Below are 14,582 nucleotides of genomic sequence, written 5' to 3' on the forward strand. Positions count from 1 at the left end.
ACTTTAGCAGCCCGGCGGGCAACTAAAAAGGGGGCTTAAGGAGTTCTGCTGCTGGCCGGCTGGCGCGACGAGTGATTCGTCGCTACATTTGGAGGTAGGTTGTTTTGCCTATTTATCGTTCTCTATCCTCTTTTCCAGCCCCTTTCTTCGCAGTTCCCATGAAAGGATTGTTACTTGCCGCGCTGCTGCTGGCTGCCGCCACCGCGCCCGTTTTGGCGCAGCAGCAGCCGCAGTTTACCCACTACGGCCTCAACGGTATGTACCTGAACCCGGCATACGCCGGCATCAAGGGCCAAACGGAGATTACAGTGATTGGTCGCTACCAGTATCTAAATCTAGGTAACTCCTTAGGCGATGACAACGGCTCGCCGCGCACGGGTATGGTGTCGGCCTCAGTGCCCATACTACCCCTGCACGGGGGGGTAGGCCTGGTAGTGTACTATGACCAGGCCGGTGTGACGAAAATGACGAACGCAGCACTTTCTTACTCGCAGCACATCAAGCTGGGCAGTGGTCTGCTGGGCATTGGGGTGCAGGGTACCTATACCTACATCGGCAAGGGTACTTACCGCGCTATCAGCCCCGATGATATTAACATACCTGCTAATTCTTCCGACCATAAGTTTGACGCCGGTGCCGGTATCTGGTACGAAGCCCCTAAGTTTTACGCTGGCCTGAGCGTGAATAACCTGTTTCAGTCGGAGTACACGTTTGCCCCTAGAGCAGGTACTACGCAAGGTATCGCCAGTCAATACCTCGGGGAAAATCACGCATACTTAAGCATGGGCTACAATATCGAGGCTTCCTCTAACGTTACAGTCACGCCAATGGTGCTGGTAAAAGCCGTATTACCAGGTAGCTACGGCACCACAAGCAAGTACGATAATCAACACAATTACTCGTTTGATGCGGGTGTGCGAGCAACGCTGAACGACCAATTTTCTGCGGGCCTCAATTACCGCTACGATGAGTCAGTATCTGGCCTTGTCAGTTACAACTTTGGTGCGGACAATCGCTACCGCATCGGGTATGCTTTCGACTTCATTGCCTTCAACCAGGATGCCCGCGCCTTTAGCTCCCACGAAATTCTGTTTTCACTGCGCCTGCCCAAGGCGATGACACTGACACGCCCGACCATTCGCACGCCACGCTACAGCTATTAGTCCGGGATTCAAGACCTTCAAACGAAATACATTGAAATTAATTGCGTTCTAAAGTCCTAACAAATAGGATTTCTACCGGATTTTTAGGGTTGTTCAACATGTTTTTTCAGCTGTTCAGCAAATAACCCTGTTTGGACATCAGCACCGTGTTGTGCAGCTACTTGGTTCACCGTAGATTTGCCAGTACTTACTCAATTTGCCCGATTTTCTACCGTCTTATAAATTAGTTCTTTCTCTCTATTATGAAAAAATTTCTGGTATTACCCCTATTAGCGTTATCAGGGGTACTTCTGGGTGGCTGTTTTACGAAAAACTTCCAGGGCGACCTAGTAGGTACCGATGACCGGCCCATCTTTAATCCGCAGGACGTGCCCTTTGGAATGGTGCCCTGTCCCGGCGGAACCTTCCACATGGGCCAGACCGACCAAGACATTTCGGCCTCGATGGTGAACATGAATAAGCAGGTAACTATTGCCGGCTTCTATATGGACGAAACCGAGATTACGAACAATGAGTATCGGCAATTCGTCAACGCCATTATGCAGGATTCGGTAGAGGCGCTCGGTGAAGATTATATTAAAACCGAGTTGTACCCCGATACTACCGTGTGGGTGCGTGACTTTACCTACCACATGGGCGACCCCCTGCTGGAATATTACTACTCGCACCCGGCTTTCGACGACTACCCGGTGGTGGGCGTGGACTGGTTCGCGGCGCGCTACTTCTGTAACTGGCGCACCAAACTCAAGAACAGCACCAACGAGGAGCTAGGCGAAGCGCCCTACCCCAACTTTCGCCTGCCCTCCGAAGCCGAGTGGGAGTACGCCGCCCGCGGTGGTCGCGAAGGTGCTACCTTCCCTTGGGGTGGCCCCTATGTGCGCAACACCAGAGGCTGCATGCTGGCTAATTTCAAGCCGGGCCGGGGCGACTACGCCGCCGATGGCTACGCTTATACTTCGGAAGTGGGCTCGTATTTTCCCAACGACTTCGGCCTGTATGACATGGCCGGTAACGTTAGTGAATGGTGCGACGATGCTTACATGGAAGCTTCCGTGCCGGTGGTATGGGATTTGAACCCGACCAACTCCGACGATAACGAACCCCGCAAAGTAGTGCGCGGCGGCTCGTGGAAAGACATCCAGTATTACCTCGAAACCGGTACCCGCAATTTTGAATATCAGGATTCGGCCCGCTCTTATATCGGCTTCCGGTGCTCCATGATTCAAATCGGTATGGGCACCAACCGCCGGCTAAATTAACTTTCCCTCGTAGTCCAATTCATCCTTTTTCTTTCTCTTAACTTTTTTAACATTAGCTAGTTAGCTTAATTCAATTATGGCTCGCAAGAAAAATTTTCTCTATGACGACGTAATGCCGAAAGTATATGGCATTGGCGCAGCAGTTGTTATCATCGGTGCTCTATTCAAGATTCTGCACTGGAAAGGTGCGGACACTATGCTAATGGTCGGCTTGGGTACGGAAGCTGTTATCTTTTTTCTCAGCGCTTTTCAGCCCCACGCAACGGACCACGATTGGGCATTAGTATATCCTGAGTTGAGCGAGGGCTACGACCCCTCGACCAACGATAATCGCTTCCGCGACAAGACTCCGGCTCCCAATGGCCTAACCGGCAAGCTGGACGACATGCTGAAGAATGCCAACGTAACTCCCGAAGCCCTCACCAACCTGGGCCAAGGGCTGAACCGGCTCAGCGCCACTACCGCGCAACTTAGCCAGCTCGGCGAAGCCACTAACGTGACTGATGAATATACCCAGAAAGTACGCGCTGCTGCCAACTCGCTCGACGGCATTAACAAAGCTTATTCTAACACGGTAGAGGCGGTTACGTCGCTATCGGGTGCTACCAACGATGCCAAGGAGTACCACATGCAGGTGCAGACCGTGACTAAGAACCTCGGCGCGCTGAATGCGGTGTACGAGATGGAGTTGCAAGACGCTAATACCCACCTCAAGTCCATGAATCAGTTTTCGGGCATGATGGCCAAGGCGATGGAGAACATGGTGCAGACTGGCAAAGATACCGAAAGTCTACAAGGCCAGGTATCCGACCTCACCGGTAACCTTACGTCGCTCAACCGGGTGTACGGCAACATGCTGAATGCCATGCGCGCTGGCAGTGCTAGCTAGGCCCCGAACGGCTATTCTCTCTATTCCTCTTATTATTTAGAATAACTATCGATGGCAGCAGCTAATGAAACGCCGCGGCAGAAGATGATTGGCATGATGTATCTCGTGCTGACCGCTCTGCTGGCGCTCCAGGTTAACTCAGCGATTCTGCTGAAATTTAAGTTTATTGACGACAGTCTTACCGACGTTAACGCTAAGACTGACCTTACTGCTGATAACACGGTAAAGGGTATTCAGGCGGCCGTACAAAAGAATCACAATGTGCCGGCAGACTTAGCTGTGCTCAAAAAAAGTGAGGAGATTCGGGCCGAAACCAAGAAGGTAGTTGATTATCTGAGTCAGGTTCGGGACAAGCTTATTACAGCTACCGAGAACGCCAAGGGTAAGAACGACTATAAGAATATGAGCGCTGAGGATAAGGTGGCTATTACTATGCTTGGCGGTAAGCAGAACGGCTTAGCCTACCCCCTACAACAGCAGTTGAATGGGTATGCGGATTACATTAAGCAGTTCGTGCCTGATGCGCAACCATTGGCTCTCGACGCGAAGAATGATACCCGTATCTCACCTGACTCGGAGCAAAAGCATAAGAATTTCGCGGAGTTAAACTTCGAGAACACGCCTGTGGTAGCCGCTCTGGCTGTTCTTAGCCAGAAGGAAACCGAAGTACTAAAATACCAGGCCGACGCGCTACAAAAGCAAGCCGAGAAGGTAGGCGCTAAAGTCATCGTATTTGATAAACTGGGCGCTTTCGCCTCGGCTGAGTCGAACACAGTAGCTGCCGGCACCAAGTACAAAGCAGACTTATTCCTGACTGCCGCCGCTACTGGTCTTAAGCAGGCCATGACCTATAACGGCTCGCCGTTGCTGATAGGCCCCGACGGCCACGGTAAGGTAGAATTCACAGCCCGGCCGGGCAGTTTTGACGCTTCAGGTAATGCCAAGGCTTCATGGACTGGTACAATTCGTATTAACCAGAATGGCCACGATACAACATTTACTAAGAAAATTGACTACACCGTGACCAAGCCGGTCATGCAGATTCAGTCAGCTTCGGTGCAGGCGCTGTACTACCAGTGCGGTAACAAGCTGAGCGTGCAGGTGCCGGCCCTCGGCGCGCAGTACCAGCCCAGCTTCGGCGGCTCGGGGGCCTCGTTCATTCCCGGCCAGAAGGGGGAGGTAACCATTGTGCCTAACGCCCGTGAGGTAACCCTGAACGTGAGTAGCAGCGGCAACGCTATCGGCTCGCAGACCTTCAAAGTACGGCCCATTCCGCTACCAACTATTCAGTGCTTCGTAGGTGGTACTAATGGGGAGGATAAGAAGGGCGTGGCGGCCGGTCAGTTGCGCACCATTACTATGCGCGCCATTCCGGATGCCGGTTTTGCTACCTTTCTGCCTGATGACGCCCGTTTCCGCGTGTCGCGTTTTGAGGTAACGCTGGCCCGCGGCAAGCGGCCAGTGCAGACAACACAGACTATCAACGGCCCGCAGGGTGACATCAGCTCGATGGCCAACGTGGCGCGCCCCGACGACCGCCTGTTTGTAGAAGTAAAGGGCGTGCAGCGCCAGAACTTCCAGGGCAAGGTGGAGGACGTGAACATGACTCGCTCGTTTACCGTGTCGGTACAATAAGGTAATTAATAATCCGTTAGCTTTAATAAAATCTATTATGACCCGCTATTTCAAAGCACTGCCCCTTACCGCCGTGGCCCTGCTGGCCGCGCTGGCGGGCCGGGCGCAGGAGCAGGCTACCTCGACGGCAACGACGGGGGCCATCCGGGCGATTCCGGTTTCCGACCAGATGTTTCGCAAAACCATTTGGCGCGCCATTGACCTACGTGAAAAGCAGAACCGCCCAATGTTCTCGGACGGCCACGAAATCAGCCGGGTTATCATTGATGCTGTAAAGCGCGGTGAGTTGCAAGCCTATAAGAACGACTCCGTTACCTCAACCTTCTCCTCCAAGGAGATGCTGGGGAATATGTCTTACGCCATTGAAGCCCCCATCAGCCCTGACGCGGATGGGGGCGACTGGGGTAACGCTCCGGGCGCGCCCAAAGCCCCTAAGCAAGCTGCTGCGGCCAACGATGGCTGGGGTGCTCCGGTGGCCTCCGCTCCGGCTGCTACCCGGCGGGTACCTAAAAAGGACGCAAGCGGCCGCATTATGAAAGACCGCCGGGGTAAAACCATCTACACCACCGTGCCCACGGTGGCTGCTGCCCCGCCGCCCCCGCCGCCCGCCACTACGGCCGAGTATCGCCCCAAGGACATCTACCAGATGGAGCTGACGGAGGAGATGATATTTGACAAGAAGCGCTCGCGCATGTATCACCAGATTAAAACAGTGTCGCTGAAGTTACCTTCTACGCTGACCAGCAACACGTCGGGTCTGGAGAAGAACATTGCCACGTTCAAGTACTCGGACTTGGTGAAGGTATTTCGCAACAATCCGCAAATGGCCATCTGGTTTAATTCACAGAACGACGCGCAACATAAGAACTTAGCTGATGCATTTGAGCTGTGGCTGTTCAACTCTTACATTACCAAAGTATCGAATCCTGCGGGTGATGACTTGGCCTCGCAGTACGGCAGCGAGCGTGAGGGCCTGCTGGCCGCCCAGCAGACGGCAGCAGATTTGGTGGAGTACGAGTACAGCTTGTGGTCTTTCTAGACCGCAGATTCAAACAGATTTGACTGATTAGACAGATAAAAGGTCCGCGCTTGCAGCGCGGACCTTTTTCGTTTCTGCATAATGTAAGGTAAGCTTTAGCTTACTACCTTATCATTGTTGGCACTTTGCGCCAGCGGCGCGGAGCTGTTAGCTTCCTCTTGCTGGTCGAAGTGGGTAAGTAGCACTTTCGCCTTGGCTTTGCCTACCTCGGCTACCAGCTGCGCCTCGGTTAGCTCGCGAATTTTTTTCACCGACTTGAACTTGCTCAGGAGCTTATCGGCGGTGACGGGGCCTAGGCCTTTCACGTCGGTTAGCTCAGTTTTGAGGGTAGCCGCGTCGCGGCGGTCGCGGTGGAAGGTGATGCCGAAGCGGTGCACCTCGTCGCGCATCCGCTGGAAGAGGCGCAGGCTCTCGCTCTTCTTGTCAATATAGAGGGGTAGGGGGTCGTTGGGGACGTAGATTTCCTCGAGGCGCTTGGCAATGCCGATGACGGCCAGCTGGCCCCACAAGTTCAGGTCTTTTATCGCTTTCACAGCCATACTGAGCTGGCCCTTGCCGCCGTCCACTATCACGAGCTGGGGTAGGCTCGCGCCCTCGTCGGTGAGGCGGCGGTAGCGGCGGTGCACCACCTCGTACATGCTGTCGAAGTCGTTGGGGCCGATAACCGTTTTGATGTGGTAGTGCCGGTAGTCCTTCTTGCTGGGCCGGGCGTTGCGAAAGCACACCATCGCCGCCACCGGCACATCGCCCTGAAAGTTCGAGTTGTCGAAGCATTCGATGTGCTTGGGCAATTCGGTCAGGCGCAGGTCCTTCTTGATTTGCTCCATAATGCGCACCTCGTTTATGTCCTTGCTCTTCTCGTTCATGCTCTCCTTCTCCTTGCGGGCGTAGAGCACGTTTTTGATGCTCAGCTCTAAGAGCTTGCGCTTGTCGCCAATCTGCGGCTGGGCCACGCTCACGCCGGGGAGAGGTAGGTCGTCTACGGGCACGTTGGTGAGGATTTCCCGCGCCTCACTCTCGTATTCCTGGCGCAACTGCATGATGAGCGGGGCCAGAATCTCGCCATCCGTCTCGTCCAGCTTCTTGGTCAGTTCCAGGTTTTGGGTCAGAATGATGCTCCCGTTCATCACCTTGAAATAATTGACGAACGCCGACTTCTCATTGGAAGCGATGCTAAACACGTCAATATTGGTAAGCGTGGCGCTCACGATGGTGCTTTTAGCCTGAAACTCGTCCAGCTTGTCCAGCTTTTGCTTGAACTGATGAGCCAGCTCGTACTGCATCTCCTGCGCGGCGGCCGTCATCCGCTCGCGGAAATACTGCTTGGGCAACCGCAAATCGCCGCCCAGTACCTGCCGGATTTGCTGGATGTACTGGCCGTAAGTTGCCTCGTCTTCCTGCCCCACGCACGGTGCCTTGCAGTTGCCGATGTGGTATTCCAGGCACACCTTAAACTTGCCGGCCTCCACGTTTTCGGCGCTCAGGTTATACGTGCAGGTGCGCAGGGGGTAGAGGGCGCGCAGCAGCTCCACCAGCACGTTGAGCGCGCCTTGGTTGGCGTAGGGGCCGAAATACTGGCCCTGGCCGGGCTGCTTGTTGCGGGTCGGGATAAGGCGCGGAAACCGCTCGCCCGTCAGCAGCAGGTAGGGGTAGGTCTTGCCATCCTTCAGCAGAATATTGTACTTGGGCTGGTACTGCTTGATGAGGTTATTCTCCAGCAAAAACGCATCTGACTCCGAGTCGACGATGGTAAATTCGATGCGCTTGATGTTGCGCACCAGTTGCTGGGTTTTCTTATTGTGGTCCTGCTTGGTGAAGTAGCTGCTCACCCGCTTACGCAGGTCCACGGCCTTGCCCACGTAGATGATGCCTTCGTCGTCGAAGTAGCGGTACACGCCGGGCTGGTGGGGTAGGCGGTTTATTTGTTCTTGTAAGTCGGCGCTGGCTGCCATATCGCAGATTCAAACTGAGTTAACGGATTTCACGGATGCGCCGCTGACGCGGCTGGCTACGCGGCCAGCGTGGGGGGGTAGGGCCGAGTGTGTTAAACGCGGAAGAGCGTGGTATTTGTTCGGTGATGGTAAGTTTAGCAAAAAGAGGAGCTGACTCCCCTTTTTAGGCGCTTAACTAGGGTCGGACCCCACTCGGGTTCGCTTTTTAGGCACTCGAGTTCCTAAAAAGGGAACCCGAGTGCCCAGAAAGAGAGCCTGGCTTCCTGAAAAGGTCACTCGGGTTCGCTTTTTAGGCACTCAACTGCCCTCCGACCCCAGTCAGCTTCCCAAAAAGGTCAGTTGGGTAGCGTTCACTCCAAACCAGCTCGCCCCCAATTCCAAACGCCCTACCCCCCAGCCGGCCGCGTAACCAGCCGCGCCAGCGGCTTATCCACAAAATCCGTTAAATCCGTTTGAATCTGCGGTCTAGATGTCCTTATCATCCAGTACGTCCAGCTTGGGTTGATTGAGTTTCTGGTCGTTCGGAATCGTATCCTGCTGCCCCGCACCGTAGTATTTCGAGCAATCCAGCTCAATGGTCAGCGGCGTGCTCGGCAGCGGGAAGGGCCCCGTATCAATATCCAGCGACTTATCGGCGTACACTTTCTGCATAAAGATGCCGTAGAGGGGTAGGGCCAGGCGCGCGCCCTGCCCGTAAGCGCCGGTGCGGAAGTGGATGCTGCGGTCCTCGCCGCCTACCCACATGCCGCACACCAGGTTAGGCGTGATGCCCATAAACCAGGCATCGGAGTAGTTGGACGTAGTACCGGTTTTGGCCCCGATGGTGGTCTTAAACTTGAAGCCCGTGTGCAGGATGGTGCTGGTGCCGCCCGGCTCGGTGGTGCTGGCTTGCAGCATGTTGGTCATCACGTAGGCAGTTTCCTCGCTCAGCGCCTCGCGGGTTTGAGCCACGAAGCGGCGCAGCTCGTTGCCATTCTTGTCCTCGATGCGCGTCACCAGGATGGGGCTGGTCCACACGCCCTTGTTGACGAACGTGCCGTAGGCCCCCACCAGCTCAAAAATGCTGCAATCGGAAGCCCCGAAGCCCACGGCCGGCACCGCGTCAATCGGCGAGGTGATGCCGAGCCGTTTAGCGTAAGCCACCACCGTTTCGGGCCCCAGCTTGAGCACCAGCCACGCCGTGATGGAGTTCATGGACCGCGCCAGCGCCTGCCGCAGCGTGAAGGTGCGCCCCGAGTATGAGCCCTCAAAATTCTTGGGTGTGTAGGGCGGCCGGCCCGCCGCCCCCGGAAAAGTCGTGGCCACATCGGGCCGCGGGAAGCACGGCGAATAGCCTTGGTCAATGGCCGCCGTGTACACGATGGGCTTGAACGTGGAGCCCGGCTGCCGCTTACCCTGCCGCACGTGGTCAAACTTGAAGTACTTGTAATTTGGCCCGCCTACCCAGGCTTTCACGTAGCCATTGAGCGGATTCACGGCCAGGAAGCCCGCCCGCAGATACCGCTTGTAGTAAGCCAGCGAGTCCATCGGCGACATAGTTAGCTCCTGCTCGCCCTGCCACGAAAACACCGACATTGGATACTTGTGGTTCAGGTAGTAACGCACCGAGTCCTTGTTGCCCTCGTAGCGCTCCATCAGCGAGCGGTAGCGCTGGGTGCGGCGCATGGCGTTCTCCAGAAAGTTTGGGATAACGCGCCCGTTCTCGTCGCGCCAGGGCAGCTGCCCCTTCCACTGCGCCGAAAACCACTTTTGCTGCAACGCCAGGTGCTCGGCCACCGCCTTTTCGGCGTAGGTCTGCATCCGGGAGTCGAGGGTCGTATAAATCTTCAGCCCGTCGGCATAGAGGTCGTGGTCAGTGTCGCGGGCCCAGGCTTGCAGGTATTTGGCCACCTCGGTGCGGAAGTACGGGGCCAGGCCCTGCACGGCGCTTTCCACGCTGTAGTGCAGCACGATGGCCTTGGCCGTATCGCGCCGCATATCGTCGGCGGGCAGGTAGTTGGCCTTCACCATTTGCTGCAGCACCCAGTTGCGCCGCCGCTTCGAGCGGGCCGGGTGCAGGGCCGGGCTGAAGCGCGAGGGCGCGTTCACGATGCCCACCAGCGTGGCCGCCTCGGGGGTAGTGAGCTGCTTGGGGCTTTTGTTGAAAAATGTCTTGGCCGCCGTGTTGATGCCGAACGCATTGGAGCCGTAGTCCACCGTATTGAGGTACATGCGCAGGATTTCGCGCTTCGTATAGTTGCGCTCCAGCCTGATGGCGAGCAGCCACTCCTTGGTTTTGGTGATGAGCAGCCCCAGCTTGCCCGGCCCGTTGAGGCTGCCGTCATTCAGGTCCTCGCGGGTCCGAAACAGCACCTTCGCCACCTGCTGCGTGAGTGTGGAGCCGCCCCCGGCCCGGCCCAGTCCGCCCACCACGCGCATAATGCTCTTAAAATCGATGCCCGAGTGCTCTTCAAACCGCACGTCCTCGGTCGCAATCAGCGCATCAATCACGTTCTGCGGCAGGTCTTTGTAGTCTACCGGCGTGCGGTTTTCGCGGAAATATTTACCCAGCAGTACCCCATCGGCCGAGTACACCTCCGAGGCCAGCTCACTCTTGGGGTTCTCCAGGGTCTTCAGGTTCGGCATTCGCCCGAACAGGTTCAGGAAGTTGACGCTCACCGCCGCCACGTAGAGCCCCGCCCCCAGCAGCCCCACCCAAAACAGTCCCCATAGCGTGCGCGTGAACGCCTGAAACCGCCCCTTGTGCGCCGGCTGCGGTCCCCGGCGCACAGGGGGGGTAGGGCGGCGAGACGGCGTAGAAGTAGCAGGCTTGGGCATGATGGGTTAAATTGGGAATGAAGTTGGATGCGGGGCTGGCCGCCGCCCGTCGCTGAACGATTCGGGTTCTGGGCTTGGATTGAATTCCTGTCCTGAATTCGCGGGCTGGGTTTGTTCAACAACGAGCGGGGGCCAGCCCCGCACCGCTACATACCAAATTTCCTTAAGGGTAAACCTTTTGGTAAAATTGCTGGTAACCAGCTAGGTCGCCGCCCGCCGCCTGCAGCAGCGCCAGGTTAGTCACGCTGATGATAACGGTCTGGTAGCCCTGCCCGCGCAGGCGCGCCAGCGGCGACTGCGGCCCGCGCAGTTTAGTAGCGTAGCTCTGCGCCGTTTTGGCTCCCGCCAGGGCTTTCACCACCACCATTTCCTGGTTGGCTCCCAACGCCAGCGCCGGTTGCACGGCCAGGTTATTAGCCCGAAAAAACTTGCCGTTGTAGGTTGTTAGCTGCGCCGCCAGGTTGGGGGTAGGGGCCGTGCCCTTCGGGTAAATCAGCACCACAACGTGCGGCGCGTTTAGCTCGGTAGTGTAAGCCACAGTCGGCGCGGCTGGGGTAGCGGGCGCGGCTGCCACCTTAGCGGGCGGGGCCGAGGTCGCTGCCCCAGCCGCTAAAGTGGCAGCCGCAGCCGTGGCCGCCGAGTCGCGAGCCGGCGGGGGGGTAGGGGCCGCAGTAGCCGAAGCAGGCTGCCCGTTGGTGGCGGGGGTAGCAGCAGCTAGCTTCGCCGCTGCCGCCCGTTGTTCCCTGGCCGTCAGCTTTCTGCCGTTTGGGCCCCGCTGGGGTGCGGCAGCTACTGCGGGCGCGGCGGCGGTGGCTACCGCGGGGGTAGTGATGGGCGCGGCGGCGGGCGCGGCAACCGGGTTGGCGGCGGGCACCAGCACACTAGCGGGCACCGGCACCCCAGCCGGCGGCGGGGGGGTAGGGGCCGGCGCGAGCGGCCCGTCCTCCTCGGCCAAGAGGCGCACGCGGTTCTCCACCTCGCCCGGCCGGAACTGCGAAATCACTGGCTTATCAGTTGAGGCCAGTGCCCCGGCCAGCTGCCCGGCCTCAGCCCGCTGGAACGAGCTGGCCAGCGCCTGCACCTGCGGCACGAGCGGGCTGTCGGGATAATTGGTGGCAAACTGCGCCACCGCGCCGCGCACGGCCCCCGGCGGCTGCGTTCGGATGGCCAGCAGTAGCTTTAGATAGGCTACCCGGTCGCTGAGGTCGCTCTTCGGGTACTGCTGCTCCAGGTGCGCCACCACCGCCTTAGCCTTCGTAAAATACTGGTCCTTGTACAGCACGAAAGCCGAGTCCAGGCGCACGGCCACCGCATTGTGCAGGGCCCGCTCGTGCTCGCGGTACCGCGGGTCGGCAATGAGCTTGGCGTAGGTCGAGGTCGGAAACTCGCGCTGCAAGGCGGCGGCGTACGCCGCCGCCTTGGCCGGGTCGGGCAGGTCTTTGTAGTAGAGGTAGAGCAGGTAGTCGGCATCGGGCGCGTGCTCGCCGCGGGAGTAGCGCGCCACCTGCCCGGCGTAGGTGTCGTAGCCGCGCTGCTTTTCCTTAAGCTGCTCCTTATAAATGCCGCCCAACTCATACATAGCCGCTTCTATCTGGACATTAGAGGCTTGCAGCTGCGCGGGCGTGCTAGGCAGCGCCTGGCGGTACTGCGCTACCAGCGCGTTTTGAGCGGCCAGCGGGTCCACGGGCGCGGCGGGGGTAGGGGCCGCGCCATCGGCCCCGCCGTTCACGCGGGTCTGGTCATTGCCGGTAACACTCACCGGCACGCCGCCATTTTGCGGGTCGTTGGCCGAGCTGCTGGGGGTAGTCAGCGTGCGCCAGTTGTCTTGTATCTTACGGTCGCCCCACACCCGGATAAAGTCTGCCCGCGCAGAAGTCAGCGTGGTGGCGTTATCAAAATACCAGCCCGCCCCCGAGGCCACTGCCGTGGTTGCGTCGAAGGCATTAGGATTGCTGATGTCGCGCTGGTTGCCGCTGAGCGCGCTCGGCGAAGCCGTGATGCGGCTGGCATCGGCGCGCTGCTTTTGCTCCAGGGCCCGCTGGGCAGCCAGGGCCTTGGCTTCGGCTTTGCGCTTGGCTTCCAGCTCGGCGGCGGCGTAGGTGTTCAGGCGCTTATCAAGGTCGGCGGCGGGTAGCCGGGCCAGCGTTTGCAGGCTGTCCTGGGTTTCGATAATAGTGTACTGCTTAGCAAACTCCTGCAAAATGCTCGCCCGCGCCTGGGTCGGCTCATAGAGCGGGTTATCCTTGGGCATGGCCTGCACCGTGCTATCGTAGTAGGCCGAGGCCAGGCGGTATTTCTGTAAGTTCTCGTAGTAGATGCGCCCAGCCAGCAAATACGTGTAGCCCTTCTGCGACTTGCTGGTTGTGGGCACCTTGGCCGCCGTGCGCAGCAGCCCCAGCGCGTCGCCGTACTTCTGCTGGCGGTAGGCCACGCGCGCCATCTCGTAGTAGATTTTATCGCGGTACTCCTTGTTTTTCGGGTCTTTAAGCAGCGCCGCGAAGTATTTATCCAGCCGCTCCTTGGTTTGCTTATCCAGGTCCGACACCTGCCCAAGCAGGATTTTCGCCTGCAAGTCCAGCTCGTAGAGCGGGTTGTGTTTGAGAATATCGTTGAGCTGCGCGGTCGCTTCCTTGTTCTGGCCCTGCTGCTGGTAAAGCTGCGCCAGCATGAAGCGCAGGCGTAGGCGCTCGTTCTTGACCGGCAGCAGGGGCGCGGCCTTTTCCAGCTGCGCGATGGCCTTATCCGGCTCCTCCACCTGCAAATAATAATTGGCGCGGGCCAGAAACAGCTCCCGCGCGTCCTTGGGCAAGCCCACTTCTTTGTCCAGCAAGTCCGACACAGCCTTGGCGTTGTCGAGCTGCTTGGTTATCAAGAAGGTTCGCATCAGCCCAATCAGCGCCTCCTGCTTGGCAAACGGGTCGCGGCTGGTGCTATTCACGTACTTAAACGTGAGAATAGCGTCGTCAAACTCCATCTTGTAGAACCGCGCCCAGCCCACCAGCAGGTAGGCGTCGTCGGTCCAGTCGGAACCCGCACGGTGCTGAATGGGTAGCGAAGCCTTCTTGATAATATCGTTCAGGTCGGGCCGGGTGGCGCGCACCGTGCCGCTGTCCAGCACGGGGTAGAGGGGTAGCACCCGGTTGTAGTCATCGTTGCGCCCCTTGTAGAGAGTCGTCTCAGTGGCGCGCAGCTTCTCGCGGGCCAGAAAAAAGCCGTTGTCTCGGGCCGCCACGTTGTTGAGCGCGTGGCTCACCAGCGACTTATCCGAGGCGCAGGCGGCCACGCCCAGGCCCAGCCCGGCCAGCAGCCAAAACCGGAGATTACGCAGGAGAAAAGCGATTTTCAAGGGAAAAAGCAAAGAAAGTGCGGGAAGCTTTAGCTTGTCGCTGGTAGTTTGTTGGCAGGCAGGATGGCAGGTTGAAGCTTACCCCCGCGCACAACGCGCCCGCAACCCGTAAAATTACGCGCTGCCCGCCCGAAACCTTCACCCACACCTTACCTTCGCCGCCCGCCATGCCTACCCCCCCGCCCGCCCCCGATGCCGACGATACCGCCCGCAACAGCTCGGCCTTGGCCAAGTACTCGGGCATCGCCATCCAGATGTTTGCCATCATTGGCCTCAGCACCTGGGCTGGCGTGTGGCTCGATGGCCACTTCCACACCACCACGCCTTGGTACACCATCGGCCTCACGCTGAGCGGTATCTTCCTGGCGCTGTTCCAAGTCATTCGCTCCGTCACGCAGGGGTAGGGCCGCAACGCGGCCTCTAAAGCCCGCGCCGCACAAAATTCAGCCGCACTTCACCTAAATGTGCGGCCGGTAGCCGGT

Annotated in this window: 9 protein-coding genes; 6 read left to right on the top strand and 3 right to left on the bottom strand. The window is 58.3% G+C overall.

What is annotated here, in order from left to right:
- The first annotated feature begins 158 nt into the window (after positions 1–158).
- The 5 genes from LC531_RS19990 (at position 159) to porN (ending at position 5,985) form a co-directional block, all read left to right on the top strand.
- On the top strand, positions 159–1,163 hold the full coding sequence (locus LC531_RS19990; protein ID WP_223653426.1) for a PorP/SprF family type IX secretion system membrane protein: 1,005 nt from the start codon (positions 159–161) through the stop codon (positions 1,161–1,163).
- Between the two features lie 242 nt (positions 1,164–1,405).
- Positions 1,406–2,422 carry a T9SS ring complex lipoprotein PorK/GldK gene (gene porK, locus LC531_RS19995; RefSeq protein ID WP_223653429.1) on the top strand — a complete coding sequence of 339 codons (1,017 nt, stop codon included), beginning with the start codon at positions 1,406–1,408 and terminating at the stop codon, positions 2,420–2,422.
- Positions 2,423–2,498: 76 nt separating this feature from the next.
- Positions 2,499–3,311, top strand: a complete 813-nt coding sequence (gene porL, locus LC531_RS20000; RefSeq protein ID WP_223653430.1) for a type IX secretion system motor protein PorL/GldL — start codon at positions 2,499–2,501, stop codon at positions 3,309–3,311.
- Between the two features lie 51 nt (positions 3,312–3,362).
- Positions 3,363–4,946: a type IX secretion system motor protein PorM/GldM gene (porM, locus tag LC531_RS20005; protein ID WP_223653431.1), complete on the top strand. Its 1,584-nt coding sequence runs from the start codon at positions 3,363–3,365 to the stop codon at positions 4,944–4,946.
- Positions 4,947–4,983: 37 nt separating this feature from the next.
- Positions 4,984–5,985: a type IX secretion system ring subunit PorN/GldN gene (gene porN / locus LC531_RS20010; protein ID WP_223653433.1), complete on the top strand. Its 1,002-nt coding sequence runs from the start codon at positions 4,984–4,986 to the stop codon at positions 5,983–5,985.
- A gap of 95 nt (positions 5,986–6,080) precedes the next feature.
- Here the strand turns inward: porN and uvrC are convergent, their stop codons facing one another.
- From uvrC to porW, 3 genes are all read right to left on the bottom strand, one after another.
- Positions 6,081–7,937, bottom strand: a complete 1,857-nt coding sequence (gene uvrC, locus LC531_RS20015; RefSeq protein ID WP_223653435.1) for an excinuclease ABC subunit UvrC — start codon at positions 7,935–7,937, stop codon at positions 6,081–6,083.
- Positions 7,938–8,402: 465 nt separating this feature from the next.
- A complete protein-coding gene (locus LC531_RS20020; RefSeq protein ID WP_223653437.1) occupies positions 8,403–10,754 on the bottom strand; it encodes a transglycosylase domain-containing protein in 2,352 nt (783 codons plus the stop codon).
- A 163-nt stretch (positions 10,755–10,917) separates the two neighbouring features.
- Positions 10,918–14,100 carry a type IX secretion system periplasmic lipoprotein PorW/SprE gene (gene porW / locus LC531_RS20025; RefSeq protein ID WP_223653439.1) on the bottom strand — a complete coding sequence of 1,061 codons (3,183 nt, stop codon included), beginning with the start codon at positions 14,098–14,100 and terminating at the stop codon, positions 10,918–10,920.
- Positions 14,101–14,267: 167 nt separating this feature from the next.
- Here porW and LC531_RS20030 point away from each other — a divergent pair, with 167 nt between their 5' ends.
- Entirely contained in the window at positions 14,268–14,504 is a 237-nt protein-coding gene (locus LC531_RS20030; RefSeq protein ID WP_223653441.1) for an AtpZ/AtpI family protein, read from the top strand.
- Positions 14,505–14,582: the final 78 nt, after the last annotated feature.

It is taken from the genome of Hymenobacter psoromatis (assembly GCF_020012125.1).
Taxonomy (GTDB): domain Bacteria; phylum Bacteroidota; class Bacteroidia; order Cytophagales; family Hymenobacteraceae; genus Hymenobacter; species Hymenobacter psoromatis.

What these genes read in the sequence shown, in the direction of transcription:
- LC531_RS19990 (WP_223653426.1), top strand. Translation starts at nt 159, where the DNA reads ATGAAAGGATTGTTACTTGCCGCGCTGCTGCTGGCTGCCGCCACCGCG.
- porK (WP_223653429.1), top strand. Translation starts at nt 1,406, where the DNA reads ATGAAAAAATTTCTGGTATTACCCCTATTAGCGTTATCAGGGGTACTT.
- porN (WP_223653433.1), top strand. Translation starts at nt 4,984, where the DNA reads ATGACCCGCTATTTCAAAGCACTGCCCCTTACCGCCGTGGCCCTGCTG.
- porL (WP_223653430.1), top strand. Translation starts at nt 2,499, where the DNA reads ATGGCTCGCAAGAAAAATTTTCTCTATGACGACGTAATGCCGAAAGTA.
- uvrC (WP_223653435.1), bottom strand. Translation starts at nt 7,937, where the DNA reads ATGGCAGCCAGCGCCGACTTACAAGAACAAATAAACCGCCTACCCCAC.
- LC531_RS20030 (WP_223653441.1), top strand. Translation starts at nt 14,268, where the DNA reads ATGCCTACCCCCCCGCCCGCCCCCGATGCCGACGATACCGCCCGCAAC.
- porM (WP_223653431.1), top strand. Translation starts at nt 3,363, where the DNA reads ATGGCAGCAGCTAATGAAACGCCGCGGCAGAAGATGATTGGCATGATG.
- LC531_RS20020 (WP_223653437.1), bottom strand. Translation starts at nt 10,754, where the DNA reads ATGCCCAAGCCTGCTACTTCTACGCCGTCTCGCCGCCCTACCCCCCCT.